Consider the following 15,405-nt stretch of genomic DNA (forward strand, 5'->3'; position numbering starts at 1 on the left):
GCCGGGGCGTGGACTCTCCACGGCGCAGAGTGCCTGGACGTTGCGTCGTGGTTTACCGACGTGAGGAGTGCCCCGAAGTGCTGATGGTGTTAACCGGACTGTTCGTGATGGCGCTGCTGGCGCCGTTGCTCGTGCGCTGGTTTGGACGCTCCGCCTTCTATCTGCTCGCCCTGGCTCCCGCCGCCGGCTTCGTGTGGCTGCTCTTCCAGCTGCCCGCCGTGCTGGCCGCGGAGCAGACCGCCGGCCTGGGCCAGCCGAACGCACCCCCGCAGGAGGGCGGTTCCTGGATCCCCTCGCTCGGCGTGGAACTGGTCTTCCGCCTCGATGCGCTCTCCGCTGCGCTGTGCCTGCTGATCCTCGGCGTGGGCGCGCTGGTCCTGGCCTATTGCGCCCGGTACTTCAAGTCGGAGGACGCGAGCATCGGCCCGTTCGCGGCCCAGCTGACGGCCTTCGCCGGCGCCATGTTCGGCCTCGTGACGAGCGATGACCTCATCGTCCTGTTCGTCTTCTGGGAGCTCACGACGATCCTGTCGTACCTGCTCATCGGATATTCCCGTTCGCGCATGTTTGCGCGCCGCTCCGCCTTGCAGGCGCTCCTGGTCACCACGGCCGGCGGACTGGCCATGCTCGTGGGGCTCGTGGCGCTCGGCGTCACGGCCGGCACGTATTCCCTCACGGCGATCCTGGCGATGGCCCCGGAGGTCGTGGCGCAGGGCGGGGTCGTGAACGCGGCGATCGTCCTGATCCTCATCGGCGCCGTTTCCAAGTCCGCTCTCGTGCCCCTGCACTTCTGGCTCCCCGGCGCCATGGCGGCGCCCACCCCGGTCTCCGCCTACCTGCACGCCGCGGCCATGGTGAAGGCCGGCGTGTACCTCGTGGCCCGCCTGGCCCCCGGCTTTGCCGAGGCCGAGGTCTGGCGCTGGACCGTCATCACGCTCGGCCTGCTCACCCTCCTCGTGGGTGGCTGGCGCGCCCTGCGCCAGAGCGACATCAAGCTCATCCTGGCCTACGGCACGGTCTCGCAGCTGGGCCTGCTCGTCATGGTGGTGGGCCTCGGTACCGCCAACGCCGCCCTGGCCGGCCTGGCGCTCATGCTCTCCCACGGCCTCTTCAAGTCGGCGCTCTTCCTCATCGTGGGCATCATCGACCACGGCACGGGCACGCGCGACCTCAACAAGCTCTCCGGCCTGTGGCGCCGCCACAAGGTGCTCTTTGCGGCCGCCCTCATCTCCGCCGCCTCCATGGCCGGCATCCCGCCGGTCTTCGGCTTCGTGGCCAAGGAGGCCGTGCTCGCCTCGACGCTGGAGCTGCCCGGCACCCTGGCCGGGTGGGTGACCGCCGGCGTCGTCGTGGGTTCCATCCTGACCTTCGCCTACGCCGCGCGCTTCGTGTGGGGCGCATTTGCCACCAAGCCCGGCGTGGCCCCCACTGCCTCGGCCCCGCTGGGCTGGGAGTTTGCGGCGGCCCCCGTGTTGCTCTCCGCGCTGACCGTGGTGTTCGGCCCGTTCCCGGGCCCGCTGGACGCCGTCATCACGCCCTACGCCAAGACGCTTCCCGGTGCCGATCACCTCGAGTACCTCGCGCTCTGGCACGGCTTCAACCTGCCGCTCGCGCTCACGGGCGTGACCATCGCGGTGGGCCTGCTGCTCTTCCTGGGCCGCGAGCGGGTCTCCGCCGCGCAGGACAAGCTCTTCCCCGTCTTCGACGCCGAGCGCGGCTACCGCCACACCATGGCCGGGATCGACTGGCTGGCCGTGCGCCTGACCGGCCTGATCCAGCGCGGTCAGCTCTCCTACTACCTCATGGTCATCCTCATCACGGCGCTCGCGGTGCCCACCATCGCGGCCGTGGTCATGAGCACGCCGTGGCCCACGTGGGAGCAGATCGTCTGGGCGGACTCGCCCGTGCAGGCGATCATCGGCGTGGCCATGATCGTGGGCGCGATCGGCGCGCTGCGCGCCGGCCGCCGCTTCCAGGCGATCCTCATGGTTTCCATCACGGGCTACGGTATGGCGGCGATCTTCGCGCTCCAGGGCGCCCCGGACCTCGCGCTGACCCAGGTGCTCGTCGAGACCATCGTGCTCGTCGCCTTTGTCCTGGCGCTGCGCGTGCTGCCCAGTTCGCTCCCGTCTTCCACCGGACGCAAGCGCCGCCTGGTCCGCGCCATCGTGGCGATCGGCTTCGGCGTGGCCATGGCCGCGATTGCAGCGATCGCCATGGCCTCGCGCACGGCCGAGCCCGTCTCCCTGAACTTCCCGCAGCTGGCCTACGAGGGCGGCCACGGCAGGAACATCGTCAACGTGACGCTCGTGGACATCCGCGCGTGGGACACCTTCGGCGAGATCACGGTGCTCGCGGCGGCCGCGACGGGCGTCGCCTCGCTCATCTTTGTGGTGGGCCGCGGCGACCGCCTGCGCCGGACCACGCGGGACGGCTCGGCGCAGATTGCGGCGGGCAGCCTGGACCGCGGCGTGGCCGGCGGGGCCAGCCAGCGCGTGGCAAAGGTGTTCACCGAGGTGGCCAAGGGAGCCCCGCAGAACAACTGGCTCGTGGCGGGCCGCACGCTCGCTCCGGAGCGGCGCTCGATCATCATCGAGGTCGTCACGCGCCTGCTCTTCCACACCTTTGTGTTGCTCTCCATCTACCTCCTGCTGGCCGGTCACAACACGCCGGGCGGCGGCTTCGCGGGCGGCCTGCTCGCGGGCATGGCGCTCACGCTGCGCTACCTGGCCGGCGGGCGCGTTGAACTCTTCGAGTCCATCCGCCTGGGCCCCGGTACGCTGCTCGGCTCCGGCCTCGCGATCGCCGCGCTCTCCGGCCTGGCACCGCTCTTCTTCGGCGGCCAGGTCTTCCAGACCGCCGTGGTGGAGTTCTGGTTCCTCGGCTGGCACAAGTTCGTCACGTCCACGATCTTCGACATCGGCGTGTACCTCGTGGTGGTGGGCCTCGTCCTCGACGTGCTCACCTCCCTCGGCGCGGAACTGGATCGGCGGTGGGACGCCGCCCCGAGAGCCGTCCGTGAGCTGAACAAGGAGGCGATGGGATGACCGTCAACGTCACGCTCCTCGTGGTCATGGCCGTGCTCTTTGCCGCCGGCATCTACCAGCTCACCGAGCGCTCGCTGACCCGCGTGCTGCTCGGGATCGTCCTCATCGGCAACGGCGCCAACCTGTTGCTGCTGGCCACCGCCGGCCGCCCGGGCAAGCCGCCGCTCGTCACGAGCGGCACGCCGGCGGAGGACTACTCCGATCCGCTCCCGCAGGCCCTCATCCTGACGGCCATCGTCATCACCTTCGCCGTCACGGCGTTCATGCTCGGCATCATCTACCGCTCCTGGTGGCTCTCCCGTCAGGACCTGGTCCAGGACGACACCGAGGACCGCCGCGTGGCGGAGAACCTCGCGTACGACGCCGAGGACGACGCCGAGCTGCCGCAGGAGACCACGGAGTTCGCCACGGAGGACGAGGTCGCCAGCGACGACGACGGCGGCCTCGGCGTGGACCCGGACTGCGCCACCCCGGCGCAGGCCGCGGCCAAGCGCGCGGCCGGCCGCCGCGCCGTCGACGCCCACGCCTCCGCGCTCGCCCAGGCGATCCGGGCCCGGGCGGCCGACACCGGCGACCCGGAGGCCGAGGAACGCCCAGGCATCAAGAAGAACCGCACGGAAGGAGGAGCCAAGTGATCCCCGATCTGACCTCGCTGGCCCCCCTGGCCGTGATGCTGCCGTTCCTCGCGGCGGCCCTGACGTTTGTGATGCGCAGGCACGCCCGCGCGCAACGCATCATCTCCATCACCACGCTCTCCGTGGTGCTGGCGCTCGAGTCCCTCATGCTGGCCTGGGTCTGGAACCACGGCGCCTCCGCTGTACTGCTGGGCGGCTGGGCCCCGCCGTGGGGCATCTCGCTCGTGGTCGACGAGTTCAGCGCCCTGATGCTCGCGGTCTCCTCGGTCGTCTCGCTCATCGTGCTCATCTACGCCACGGCGCAGGGCACGGCGGACGGCGACGCCGACGGCCCGGTCTCGGTGTTCTTCCCGACCTACCTGATCCTGGTGGCAGGTGTCTCCAACGCCTTCCTGGCCGGGGACCTCTTCAACCTCTACGTGGGCTTCGAGATCCTGCTGACCGCCTCCTATGTGCTGCTCACGCTGGGCGGCTCCCCGGAGCGCATCCGCGCCGGCACCACCTACGTGGTGGTCTCGGTGCTCTCCTCGCTGCTCTTCCTCATCGCGATCGCCATGATCTACGGCGCCACGGGCACCGTGAACCTGGCCGACCTCGCGCTCAAGCTCGGCGAGCTGCCGCAGGGCACGCAGACGGTCCTGCACCTCATGCTGCTCACCGCCTTCGGCATCAAGGCCGCGGTCTTCCCGCTCTCCTTCTGGTTGCCCGATTCCTACCCCACGGCGCCGGCGCCCGTCACCGCGGTGTTCGCGGGCCTGCTGACCAAGGTGGGCGTCTACGCCATGGTCCGCACGGAGACGCTGCTCTTCCCGGCCAACGACCTGGACAACCTCCTCATGTGGGTGGCGCTGCTGACGATGATCGTCGGCATCCTGGGCGCCGTGGCGCAGAGCGACATCAAGCGCATGCTCTCCTTCACGCTCACGAGCCACATCGGCTTCATGGTCTTTGGCCTCGCGCTCAACTCGCAGCTGGGCCTCTCCGCCACGATCTTCTACGTGGCGCACCACATCGTGGTTCAGACCTCGCTCTTCCTCGTGGTGGGCCTGATCGAGCGCCGCGCCGGCTCCTCCAACCTGGATTCGCTGGGCTCGCTCGCCAAGCTCGCGCCGGTCCTGGCGGTGCTCTACTTCATCCCGGCCATGAACCTGGCCGGCATCCCGCCATTCTCCGGCTTCCTCGGCAAGCTTGGCTTGCTGGAGGCGGGCGTGGCCGACGGCGGGTGGCTGGCCTGGGTGCTGGTCGCCGCCTCCATGGTGACGAGCCTGCTGACGCTGCTGGCCGTGGCCCGCGTGTGGAACCGCGGCTTCTGGCGCCGCGCCGAGGACGCCGAGCAGGCCGACCCCATGCTGCTGGCCGCCGCCAACGAGGGCGTCACGGTGCGCACCTACGAGGCAGTGGCCGACTTCCCGGAGTCGCGCTACTCGGACCGCGGCGACGTGAAGGTGCTCCCGCCCGTCATGGTGTGGTGCACGGGCGCGCTCGTGGCGGTGGGCCTGGCCCTGACCGTGTTCGCCGGGCCGCTCTTCTCCTTCTCCGACCGCGCGGCGCAGAACCTGCGCGAGCGCACGCCCTACATCGAGTCGGTGCTCGGCGAGCACCACGAGATCGCCCCCGAGCGGGGAGGTGAGGCCAAGTGACGACCCGGTGGAGGCGCGCCCTGCGGCGCGCGTGGATCGAGCTGCCGCTCATGGTCTGGCTCGTGCTGGTCTGGGGCGCGCTCTGGGAGGACTTCTCCCCGGCCAACCTCGTCTTCGGGCTCATCCTGTCCGTGGTGATCGTGAGGACGTTCAGGCTCCCGCCCGTGCGGCTCTCGGGCCGCTTCGACGTCCCGCGGGCCCTGTCCTTCCTGCTGTGGTTCGTGTGGCAGGTCATCAAGGGCTCGTTCATCACCCTCTGGGTGGCGGTGCGCCAGGGACCCAAGGTCCACAACGCCGTGGTGGAGGTGCCGCTGCGCACTCGTGAGGACCTCATGATCACGGCCATCGGCCACGTCGCCTCGCTTATCCCCGGCTCGCTGGTCCTGGACGTGGACCGGCGCCACGGCACGCTCTACCTGCACGTGCTCAATGTGAAGGACGCCAAGGACGCCGACCGCTTCCGCGCCGACGTCCTCGAGATCGAGCGCCGGCTCATCTTTGTCATGGGCACGTGCGAGGAGATCGACCTGCTGCGCGACGAGGAGCTGCGCGTTGCAAAGGAGCTCGTGGCGGCCCGCCGCAAGGCAGACGGCTGGGACCTGAAGGCCCCCGCGCCCACCCAGCCGGGCGCCGTCGGGCAGGAAAACAAGGAGGCACAGCGATGATGACCGTGGTGGTGTGGGTGTGCGGCGCGCTGCTGTCCCTGGCGGCCGCCGCGGCGATCTGGCGGATCATGCGCGGCCCGTCCCTGCTTGACCGGATGCTGGCTGCGGATGTGCTGCTCGTGATCGTCGGCTCGGCGCTGCTGGTGCACGCAGCGATGACGAAGGACCTCTCCAACATCGTGTTTGTGTTGATCATGGCGATCGCCGGATTCCTGGGCTCCGTGACGGTGGCCAGGACCGTGGCCGCCAGGGAACAGGGGTGATCGGCGTGGATTGGAATCAGATTCGGGAGATCGCGATCGCCGTGCTGCTGATCGTGGGCTGCCTCATGTCGCTCGCCGCGGGCATCGGCCTGCTGCGCTTCCCCGACCTGCTCTCGCGCATGCACGCGGCGACCAAGCCGCAGGTGCTTGGCCTCTTCTGCCTGCTCGCCGCCGTGGCGCTGAGCGCCGGGCAGTGGGTGTGGGTGCCGGTGCTGGCGCTCGTGTGGGTGTTCCAGCTGCTGACGGCGCCCGTCAGCGCGCACATGGTGGGCCGCGCCGCCTACCGCTCCAAGCACCTCAAGGAGGCCACGCTCGTGGCCGACGACCTGGCCCAGGTGGTCAAGGGCGCCCAGGCGTTGGAGGATGCCAGGCGGTCCGACGACGCGCCGGCAGAGAGCGACGTCGAGCACCGCGGTTAAGCGCGCGAGCGCTCAGCGCCCTTCCCCTCTACAAAATCGGAGTGCCAAATGTCGTGTTTTCGCCCGAAAACACGACATTTGGCACTCCGATTTTGGGTGGTGGGCGCCGTCGGCGAGAGCCCCTAGACCTCTTCGGGGTTCGACGTCGCGCGGGCCACGATGCGCTGGGCGCCGCGCTGGGCGGCGGCGTTCGCGAGCGCCGCGACGCCGGCGGAGATCGCGGCGAAGGTGACGACGCGGGCGACCGACTGGTCGGCCTGCGCCTCCTTGTTCTTCTTGGAGGGGGCGTCGTCGCCCGTGACCTGCGTCCAGACGCGGGAGACGACCTTGGAGCCGATCAGGCCGGCCACGAGGGAAACGACGGTGGACAGGATCTTCGCCAGGGGCTTCACGATCGGTGCACTCCTTAGATGAGCTGGCTGGTGGAGCCGTTGTTGCGGGCGGCCGGAACGGGCCGCCGCACGCGCCAGCCTAGCCGCCGTGGACGCCTGTGAGCAGACCACAAGGGTGGTCGGCGTCACGCGGGGCCGCTCGGGGCTATGCTTGGTGGCTGTCAGACGACGACAGGGGAGCACCCGGGCGGCAACGCCATGGTGCTGAGAGTGCGGCACCAGGCCGCAGACCCTCGAACCTGCTCCGGTTAGTACCGGCGAAGGGAGTCGAGTTCTCGGGCGCGTGTGCCCTCGCTTTCCAAGCGAACCGGCGCGGCGCCTCCCCTCCTTGCATCTCAAGGAGGCATCTCATGTCGAGCACCCAGCTCGCACCGTCCACCTCGGCCGCCCGTTGGCGCACCGTGGACATCGTTCTCACCGCCGTGATCGCGGTGGCCGGCGGCATCATCTTCGCCGTGTACAACCAGACCTACAAGGTCCTGGATCCGCTGTGGGCGGCGTTCCCGCCGTCCTCCGGCCTGCAGACCGGCGTGTGGCTCTTCCCCGGCATCCTCGCGGCCCTCGTGATCCGCCGCCCCGGCGCCGGCCTGTTCGCCGAGCTCGTGGCCGCCGTGATCTCCGCGCTCTTCGGCTCCAGCTTCGGCCTGACCGTGCTGGTCTCCGGCGCCCTGCAGGGTCTGGGCGCCGAGCTCGGCTCGGCTCTGCTGGGACGCTACCGCCGCTTCGGCCTGCCCGTGGCGCTCGCCGCCGGCGCGCTGACCGGCTTCGCGTGCGGCATCAACGACACCTTCCTCATGCAGTTCTACCCCGAGTACCCGGCCTCCTGGCTGTGGGCCTACGTGGGCTTCGTGACGCTCTCCGGCCTGATCACCGGCGTGGTGATGTGGTTCCTGACCCGCGGCCTCGCCGCCACGGGTGTCCTCGCCTCGCTGCGCTCGCGCGGCGCCAACCGCGAGGGATGGCTGGGCTGATGCAGCCGCTGGCGGTGCGTGCCACCGGGTTCGGGCTGCGCCTTGGGGGCGCAGCCCGGCCGGTGCTCGAAGGGCTGGAGCTGGAGATCGCGCCGGGGGAGGTGGTGCTGCTCGCCGGCCCCTCCGGCGTGGGCAAGTCCACCCTTCTGCACGCGCTCGCCGGCCTGCTGGGAGACGAGGCGGTGGACGAGTCCGCCGCCGCGCCGTCCGCTGAGCCCGAGCCCGAGCCCGACGCGGCCCCCGGCGGCGCCGTCTTCTCGGGCCAGCTCTGGGTGGGGGACACCGCGGTGTTCCCCACCCCGCCCGGCGCCCTGGCCGGCCGCGTGGGCCTGGTCCAGCAGGACCCGGAGACGCAGGTGGTCATGAGCCGCGTGGGCGACGACGTCGCCTTCGGCGCCGAGAACCTCGACGTGGATCCCCAGGAGATCTGGGGCCGCGCGCGCCACGCGCTCGACGCCGTGGGGCTGGCCTCCCTGCCCCTCAACCACCCGACCGCCGCGCTCTCCGGCGGGCAGAAGCAACGCCTGGCCGTGGCCGGGCTGCTCGCCATGCGCCCGGGGCTCTGGCTCCTGGACGAGCCCACCGCCAACCTGGACCCGGCCGGTGCGGCAGAGGTCCGCGACGTGGTCCTGGCCGCCGCCCGCCAAGCGGGCGCCACGGTGCTCATCGTGGAGCACCGGCTGGGCCTGTGGGCTGACGGGGTGGACCGGTTTGTGGTGCTAGACGCCGCCCGGCCGGGTTCTGCCGTCGCTGCGCCTTCCGGCGCGGAGGACGACGGCGCGCGCGAGGGTTCCGTTGCTGCCTCGCCTTCGAACGCGGAGGACGACGGCGCGCGTGCCGGTTCCGTAGACGCCGTGCCCTCCGGTGCGGTCGCCGGGGCGACCGCCGCGTCGGTGAGCCGTGCGTCCGAGGGGGCACGCGTCGTCGTGCAGGGTCCTCCCGCCGAGCTGCTGGCCGATCCCGTCGTGCGCGGGGCGTTGGCGGCGGCCGGTGTGTGGGTGCCCGGGGTGCGGCCGCCGCTCGCCGACTGGTCGGCGCCCGCGGCGGGCGAGGCGCTGCTCGGGGCGCGAGCGGCGTCGGTGACGCGCGTGCGCGTGCCGCGTTCGGCCCGGGCCAAGGCGAAGATCGCGCCCGTGGTGTCGGGCGCGAGCCTCGATCTCGAGGCCAGCCGGGCGACCGTGCTCATGGGTCCCAACGGTGCCGGCAAGTCGACGCTGGCGCTCACGCTGGCCGGGCTGCAGGCGCCGCTGAGCGGGACCACGGTCGCGTCCCCCGCGCTGGCCGCCGGTGCCCGCGGTGAGGAACCCGGGCGCTGGAGTGCGCGCGAGCTCGTGAGCCGGATCGGCATGGTCTTCCAGGATCCAGAGCACCAATTTGTGGCGCGCACCGTGCGCGCCGAGCTGGAGTTTGGGCCCAAGCGCGTGGGCCTTGGGGCCGAGGAGATCGCCGCACGCGTGGAGGAGCTGCTGTCCCGCCTGCGCCTCGAGCACGTGGCGGACGCCAACCCCTATCAACTCTCGGGCGGGCAGAAGCGCCGCCTGTCCGTGGGCACGGCCCTGGCCACGCGGCCGGGGGTGCTCGTGCTGGACGAGCCGACATTCGGGCAGGACGCGCTGACGTGGGCCGCGCTCGTGGAGCTGCTGCGCGAGGAGCTCGAGCGCGGGACCGCCGTGCTGGCCGTGACGCACGACGAGGACTTCGTCCGCGCGTTGGATGCGCGGATCGTGGACGTGGCCGGTGGGCGCGCCGTGGTGCGCGGCGCTGACGCTCCCAGCGGCGAAGGCGAGGCGCGCGCCGAGGGCGCGGCCGCGTCGTCGGGCCCTGTGGAAGCGGAGGTGGCGGCATGAGCGCGCCCCGCGTGGCCCTGACGATGCCGGCCGATGCGGCGCCGGCCCTGCCGCGCCGCGCGTGGCTGGCCCGCCGCAACCCGCTGGCCGTGCTGGGCGCCGCGCTCCTGATGGCCGTGCCCATCGTGGCGTCGCTGGATGCGGTGAGCTCCGCCGTCGTGCTGGGAGCCGCGCTCCTGGCGCTGCCCTTCTCGTCCGTGCCGCCCCAGCGGGTGGCGCTGTTCGCCGGCGCGCTGCTGTTCGGCGGGCTGCTGACGGTGTGGGGGACGGCGATCATCGCGCCGGATTCCGGGGCACAGCTCTTCTCCGTGGGGCCGTACACGGTGTCGGCGGGGTCGCTGGGCTCGGGCCTGCTGGTGGCGACGCGTGGCCTGGCGATGGCGCTGCCGACCGTGGTGCTGTTCGGCTCGGTGGACGCGACGCGGCTGGCGGATGCGCTCGCCGTGGGCGCGCGGCTGCCGGCGCGGTTCGTGCTGGGGGCGCTGGGCGCCTTGCGGCTCGGGGGAGTGCTGACGGAGGAATGGCGGGTGATGTCGGCCGCGCGCCGGGCCCGCGGCCTGGGCGGGGCGCACGTGTTCTCGACGGCGTTCGGCTTCCTGGTGCAGGCCCTGCGCCGCGGCACCCGGCTGGCGGTGACGATGGACGCGAAGGGCTTCGGCGGTCGGTCGCGCTCGTGGGCCCGGCCGGTGCGTTTCACGTGGGGTGATGCTGTGCTGGTGGCGTCGGGTGGCGCGGTTGCCGCGCTGGCCGTGGTGCTGTCCGTGGGCGTTGGCGCTTGGAATGTGGTGTGGTCCTAGGCCGATCCGGTTGAGTTGGGGTCCGGGCGCCGGGACGTCTCAGCCGCGTAGCGGCGATCCGGCGACCGTGAAGCGATCGCCGCCCATCTGTCCTGAGAGCAACGGCATCGCCTCAGCTATGGCCTCGCGCACGGTGTCGAGCGACAACGATGCTTGATGAGCTTCCGCTGAGGTCCACAGCTCGGCGACGAACACGGTATCGGGCTCATCGTCGTTGGTGCCGACTTCGTAGAGCAGGCACCCGGCGCTTTCGAGCTGCGGGTTCCGGCGAGTCAGGATGGCGACCACCTCGTCTCGCTTGCCGGGCTTCGTTCCGAGGGTGCCAACATTCGCAAAGGTCATGCGGTCACCATACGAGGGGCCTCGGGCGCCGAACCAGTAGTCAGGGTCGGAACGCAGAACCCGCCCACCAAATTGGTCCGAAACCGACCGTTTCCGGGCCATGTGGGTCACGCGAGCGATACGCCGAGCCCGAGAGGCCCGAAACGCTGGCCCAAAAAGTGGTCGTGGACCGAAAGTGGCCCGAAACGGTGTCGCCACGGATTCTCAACTCGACGCCAATCGGGATCGGGCACGCGTTGGAGCCCGACACGGAAGCGGCCCCGGACGCGGCAGCCTGTTCTCAGGCGCCGCGAGACGCGACCAAGGCGCGTGCCTACGCGGACGCCGGCACGTACCTCGCACCGGTGTACTCGTGAGCATTCCCAGCCAGGATCCGGCACTCGTCGAAGAGCAACGAGTAGTAGGGCTTCCCGCCGTCGTCGAGCAGGACGGCGGGGAGCCGCCCGAACTCGTCAACGGCGATGTCCAGGATGCGGCCGTCCCAGAGCCCGCCCACGCACTCGATCTTCAGCGAAGAGGTCATGCGCCTAGGTTATGACCGGCCCACGACAACAACACCCCGCGGGTTGCCCACAACCGGCCCAGCCAAAAGCCAGCGAACCACCAGCAGCAACCGCCTACAGCGCGGCGTCGAGCCCCTCCACGAGCACGCGGTGCAGCTCGGGATCGCACGGCACGGAGACCCCATCGATGGAGGTCACGGCGGCGGCCAAACGGACCGAGGAAACCAGCCACACGCCGTCGGCCGCAAGAAGATCTGCCGGCGTCAGCGGCCCGTATCCGAGCGACCAGCCCGCCTCGCCGGCCACCTCGAACGCGGCCGCCTGCGTGGTGCCGGCCAGGATGCCGGTCTCCAGCTCGGGCGTCAGCAGCGTGACGCCGGCGTCGGTCCGGCGGGCGATCAGGACGGAGGAGGTCGGCCCCTCCAGCACGCGCCCGTCGGAGGTCACGAAGATCGCGTCATCGGCGTCGTGGGCTTGCGCCCAGCGCTGCGCTGCCATGTTGATGGCGTAGGACAGGGTCTTGGCGCCGGCCAGGAGCCAGGGCGCGCGGTCGGCGGCCGCAGCGTCGTAGCCGCGATCAAGCAGCACCACGCGCAGGCCATCCTCCGGCCCATGAGACGTCGCGGCGGAACGCGACACCCCGGACACCAACACCCAGAAGGTCCCGCCCTCGCTCGGCACGCCGCGGGACGCGGTCAGGCGGATGCTCGCCTCGGCGCCCTCGCCAGCGCCCTCGTGGAAACGTCCCAGCGCCAGCTGCATGGCGGCCCGCCAGTGCGAGGCCTCCGGGAGCTCCAGGTCTAAGGCCAAAGCCGAACCGGCGAGGCGGCGCAGGTGCGCCTCCTCCTCGCGGATGCGGCCATGCCGGAAGAGCAGCGTCTCGAACACGCCGTCGCCGCGCGTGGCGGCCTGGTCGGTCACGAGCAGCTGCGGACGGGTGGGGTCAACCTCCACGCCGTCGGGGTGCTGGGGGGTCAGGAACACGGCGACGCTCATGCCCCCACGCTACAGCGCCTGGCTAGACTTCAAGCGGCGGAGTCGTCTTTGGTGCGCCCGCCGGCAAGCGTCGTCGCGGGCCCGTCCCCGGGCCACGGGCAGGCGGAAGGGGGAGGAAGCATGATCAGCTGGACCGGTCTCATCGACGACTGGCCCACCTGGATCGCCGTCGTGATCCTGGTGGTGGACATCGGCATCCGCGTGCTCATGCTCGGTATCGTCCCCGGCAACCGCCGCCCCACCACGGCCATGGCTTGGCTCATGACCATCTTCTTCATCCCCTACGTGGGCCTGGTCATCTTCCTGCTCTTTGGCTCCAACAAGCTCAACTCGCGCCGCCGCAAGCGCCAGCTCACCATCAACGAGCAGATCCTCGCCGTGACGCGCACCGAGCGCCCGCGCAACGCCCTGCCCTCCGGCCACCCCACCTGGGTGCACTCGGCGGTCCACCTGAACCACGAGCTCGGCGCCTTCCCGCCCGTGAGCGGCAACCACCTGCAGTTCTATACGGACTACAAGGACTCTCTCCAGGCCGTCGCGGACGAGATCGATCGCGCCCGCGACTACGCGCACGTGCAGTTCTACATCGTGGGCGACGACCCGGAGTACGTGGGCCCCGTCCTTTCCGCCATGGAGCGCGCGGTGGCCCGCGGCGTGAAGGTCCGTTTCCTCTACGACCAGCTCGGCTCCTGGCGTGTGAAGGGCTACAAGGAGCTCAAGCGCCGCCTCACCGACGGCGGCATCGAGTGGTACCGCATGCTCCCGCTGGCCCCGTTCCAGTGGCGCTGGCGCCGCCCCGACCTGCGCAACCACCGCAAGATCGTGGTCGTGGACGGCCGGGTCGCCTTCACCGGCTCGCTCAACCTCATCGAGCCCGGCTACAAGCGCAAGAAGAGCCACGAGCTCGGCCGGGAGTGGGTGGAGATCCTCGCCCGCGTGGAGGGCCCGCTCGTCGACCACCTCGACGTGGTCTTCGCGACCGACTGGAACCTCGAGTCCCACGAGGGCATCTTCGACCAGCTCGAGGGCGACGACCGCGACAAGCCCGGCACCGTCACGGGCCAGGTGGTCCCGTCGGGCCCCGGCTTCCCGGAGGAAAACAACCTCCGCCTCTTCAACACGCTGCTCTACTCGGCCCAGAGCGTGGTCCGCATGACGAGCCCCTACTTCGTCCCGGACGACTCGCTGCTCTACGCCATCACCACGGCCGCCCAGCGCGGCGTCCGCGTTGACCTCTACGTCTGCGAGGCGGGCGATCACGCGCTGACCAACCACGCCCAGCAGTCCTACTACCAGGCGCTCCTCGAGGCCGGCGTGCGCATCTTCCGCTACCGCGCGCCCATGGTGCTGCACACCAAGTGCGTCACGATCGACAACGAGGTCGCCGTCTTCGGCTCCTCCAACTTCGACATGCGCTCCTTCAGCCTCAACGCCGAGATCACCACGATGCTCCTGGGCGATCGCTCCGTCCGCGAGCTGAACTCCGTTATGGACCTCTACGAGGCCGAGTCAACGCTCCTCACCCTGGAGCAGTGGAACGAGCGCTCGGCCGGTCAGCGCTGGCTCGACAACGTCGGCCGCCTCACCGCCGTGCTGCAGTAGCGATGGCGGTGCGGGCCCAGCTGAGGGCCCGTTCGGCGGCGGCCGGGTCGCGGGCGTCCAGCGTGAGGTCGACGCCGGGGCGGTCGGCCGCGGCGGGCAGCGTCTCCTCCTGAGCCGCCCACACGTCCCAGAACGGCCGGTAGGTCTCGCCGTCGCGCGCCAGGGCGCGCTCCTTGCGCAGCTCCGATGGCGCCTCGATCGTGAGGCACGCGTCAAGGAGGCCGCGGGCGGCGGGCACGCCGGCGCCCACCCCTTCACAGAGCACGACGGCGGCCGGGCGCGTCACGCGCTCGGCACCGGGGGAGTCGGTGGTCCAGTCCCAGGTCCGCCAGCGCGCGGTGTCGCCGGCGCGCAGGGGCGTCAAGACGTCGCGGACGTAGGCCTCGACGCCCGCGGCCAGCCCCTGCCAGCCGGGGTAGAGGTCCTCGAGGTGGAAGAGTTCAACGTCGGCGCCGTCCGTGGTGAGCGCCTCGGAGAGGCGTGCCGCGATGGAGGTCTTGCCCGCGCCGGAGCGGCCGTCGATCCCGAGCAGCAGCGGGCGCCCCGCTCCCGGCCCAAGCTTTGCGCCCGAGCCAGCCCCGGCGCCCAAGCCAAGCCCAGCCTCAGGCGAGCCGGCGGCGAAAACCGCCCGGCCGCCGTCGTGCACTGGATTCACGCCCGCGCGCCGAGCTCGGCGCGCACAAACTCGACCACACCGGGGACGCTCGCGAGCACCTGAACGCGCGTGATGACGAAGTCGGATTCGTCGCCGTACCAGGGGTCGGCCATGCCCTGGCGCTCCTCGGGGAGGGCGGCGGAGGCGGGGTCGAAGGAGCGCAGGAGGCGGATGCGGCCGCGGTGTTCCGGCGTGGGCGCGTGGCGGCGCAGGAAGCGCAGGTGGTTGAGGTCGGCGGCGAGGAAGAGGTCGGTGCTCTCCCACGCGTCGCTCGGCAGCTCGCGCGCGCGGTGCGCCGAGCCGTCGATGCCGAGGCCGCGCAGCTCGGCCAGGGCGCGGCGGTCCATGGGGCGGCCGTGCTCCTCGTCGGAGATGCCGCCGCTCTCCACGAGGACGCGATCGCCCAGGCCGGCGTCGGCGAGGGCCTCGCGGAGCACGTACTCGGCGAGCGGGGAGCGGCAGATGTTGCCCGTGCAGACGGTCATGATGCGGTACACGGATCCGAGCCTAGCTGCATTGCCCCGGCAGGTTAGGTACGTCTTCGGCGGGGCGGCGTGACATGAGGAAGACCTCCGGGTGAGGTGTGGAGCTATCTAGGAACCAGCTCTCACCACGGAGGTCTTCATGCCCC

Annotated in this window: 16 protein-coding genes and 1 riboswitch; of the genes, 10 read left to right on the top strand and 6 right to left on the bottom strand. The window is 71.2% G+C overall.

Features of this window, described 5'->3' with window-relative positions:
- Positions 1-77: 77 nt before the first annotated feature.
- From DWB68_RS12065 to mnhG, 6 genes are read left to right on the top strand one after another with little or no spacing between them, the layout of a single operon-like run.
- The gene (locus tag DWB68_RS12065; protein WP_119425373.1) at positions 78-3,047 is read left to right on the top strand and encodes a Na+/H+ antiporter subunit A; all 2,970 of its coding nucleotides are present in this window, start codon (positions 78-80) and stop codon (positions 3,045-3,047) included.
- Positions 3,044-3,682, top strand: coding sequence for a Na(+)/H(+) antiporter subunit C (locus DWB68_RS16435; protein WP_199700443.1), 639 nt, complete (start codon positions 3,044-3,046; stop codon positions 3,680-3,682). The genes DWB68_RS12065 and DWB68_RS16435 overlap by 4 nt, the downstream gene beginning before the upstream one ends.
- A 35-nt stretch (positions 3,683-3,717) precedes the next feature.
- Entirely contained in the window at positions 3,718-5,322 is a 1,605-nt protein-coding gene (locus DWB68_RS12075) for a Na+/H+ antiporter subunit D (protein WP_199700445.1), read from the top strand.
- Positions 5,319-5,987 (top strand): Na+/H+ antiporter subunit E, encoded by a 669-nt coding sequence (locus DWB68_RS12080; protein WP_325048565.1) that lies wholly within the window; start codon positions 5,319-5,321, stop codon positions 5,985-5,987. Before DWB68_RS12075 ends, DWB68_RS12080 begins: the two co-directional genes overlap by 4 nt.
- Complete coding sequence (locus DWB68_RS12085) at positions 5,984-6,250, top strand: monovalent cation/H+ antiporter complex subunit F (RefSeq protein WP_119425374.1); 267 nt, start codon at positions 5,984-5,986, stop codon at positions 6,248-6,250. Before DWB68_RS12080 ends, DWB68_RS12085 begins: the two co-directional genes overlap by 4 nt.
- A 5-nt stretch (positions 6,251-6,255) precedes the next feature.
- On the top strand, positions 6,256-6,669 hold the full coding sequence (gene mnhG, locus DWB68_RS12090; RefSeq protein ID WP_119425391.1) for a monovalent cation/H(+) antiporter subunit G: 414 nt from the start codon (positions 6,256-6,258) through the stop codon (positions 6,667-6,669).
- Between the two features lie 122 nt (positions 6,670-6,791).
- Here the strand turns inward: mnhG and DWB68_RS12095 are convergent, their stop codons facing one another.
- Positions 6,792-7,061, bottom strand: coding sequence for a DUF4235 domain-containing protein (locus tag DWB68_RS12095; RefSeq protein ID WP_119425375.1), 270 nt, complete (start codon positions 7,059-7,061; stop codon positions 6,792-6,794).
- A gap of 163 nt (positions 7,062-7,224) precedes the next feature.
- A riboswitch (TPP riboswitch) is annotated at positions 7,225-7,344 on the top strand.
- A 67-nt stretch (positions 7,345-7,411) separates the two neighbouring features.
- Here DWB68_RS12095 and DWB68_RS12100 point away from each other — a divergent pair.
- From DWB68_RS12100 to DWB68_RS12115, 3 genes are read left to right on the top strand one after another with little or no spacing between them, the layout of a single operon-like run.
- On the top strand, positions 7,412-8,032 hold the full coding sequence (locus DWB68_RS12100; protein ID WP_119425376.1) for an ECF transporter S component: 621 nt from the start codon (positions 7,412-7,414) through the stop codon (positions 8,030-8,032).
- Positions 8,032-9,879, top strand: coding sequence for an ABC transporter ATP-binding protein (locus DWB68_RS16810; protein WP_233548790.1), 1,848 nt, complete (start codon positions 8,032-8,034; stop codon positions 9,877-9,879). The genes DWB68_RS12100 and DWB68_RS16810 overlap by 1 nt, the downstream gene beginning before the upstream one ends.
- Positions 9,876-10,676: an energy-coupling factor transporter transmembrane component T family protein gene (locus DWB68_RS12115; RefSeq protein ID WP_119425377.1), complete on the top strand. Its 801-nt coding sequence runs from the start codon at positions 9,876-9,878 to the stop codon at positions 10,674-10,676. Before DWB68_RS16810 ends, DWB68_RS12115 begins: the two co-directional genes overlap by 4 nt.
- A 39-nt stretch (positions 10,677-10,715) precedes the next feature.
- Here the strand turns inward: DWB68_RS12115 and DWB68_RS12120 are convergent, their stop codons facing one another.
- The 3 genes from DWB68_RS12120 to DWB68_RS12130 form a co-directional block, all read right to left on the bottom strand.
- Entirely contained in the window at positions 10,716-11,018 is a 303-nt protein-coding gene (locus DWB68_RS12120; protein WP_119425378.1) for a putative quinol monooxygenase, read from the bottom strand.
- Positions 11,019-11,331: 313 nt separating this feature from the next.
- On the bottom strand, positions 11,332-11,541 hold the full coding sequence (locus DWB68_RS12125) for a hypothetical protein (protein ID WP_119425379.1): 210 nt from the start codon (positions 11,539-11,541) through the stop codon (positions 11,332-11,334).
- Between the two features lie 94 nt (positions 11,542-11,635).
- On the bottom strand, positions 11,636-12,517 hold the full coding sequence (locus tag DWB68_RS12130) for an aminodeoxychorismate lyase (RefSeq protein WP_119425380.1): 882 nt from the start codon (positions 12,515-12,517) through the stop codon (positions 11,636-11,638).
- Positions 12,518-12,637: 120 nt separating this feature from the next.
- On the opposite strand from DWB68_RS12130, the gene cls reads away from it, so the two are divergent.
- The gene (cls, locus tag DWB68_RS12135) at positions 12,638-14,119 is read left to right on the top strand and encodes a cardiolipin synthase (RefSeq protein ID WP_119425381.1); all 1,482 of its coding nucleotides are present in this window, start codon (positions 12,638-12,640) and stop codon (positions 14,117-14,119) included.
- Here the strand turns inward: cls and DWB68_RS16290 are convergent.
- Positions 14,100-14,774, bottom strand: a complete 675-nt coding sequence (locus tag DWB68_RS16290) for a nucleoside/nucleotide kinase family protein (protein WP_158588304.1) — start codon at positions 14,772-14,774, stop codon at positions 14,100-14,102. The two genes, cls and DWB68_RS16290, sit on opposite strands and share 20 nt — an antisense overlap.
- The gene (locus DWB68_RS12150; RefSeq protein ID WP_233548791.1) at positions 14,771-15,271 is read right to left on the bottom strand and encodes a low molecular weight protein-tyrosine-phosphatase; all 501 of its coding nucleotides are present in this window, start codon (positions 15,269-15,271) and stop codon (positions 14,771-14,773) included. The genes DWB68_RS16290 and DWB68_RS12150 overlap by 4 nt, the downstream gene beginning before the upstream one ends.
- Positions 15,272-15,405: the final 134 nt, after the last annotated feature.

The organism is Galactobacter valiniphilus, from assembly GCF_003575975.1.
GTDB lineage: Bacteria > Actinomycetota > Actinomycetes > Actinomycetales > Micrococcaceae > Galactobacter > Galactobacter valiniphilus.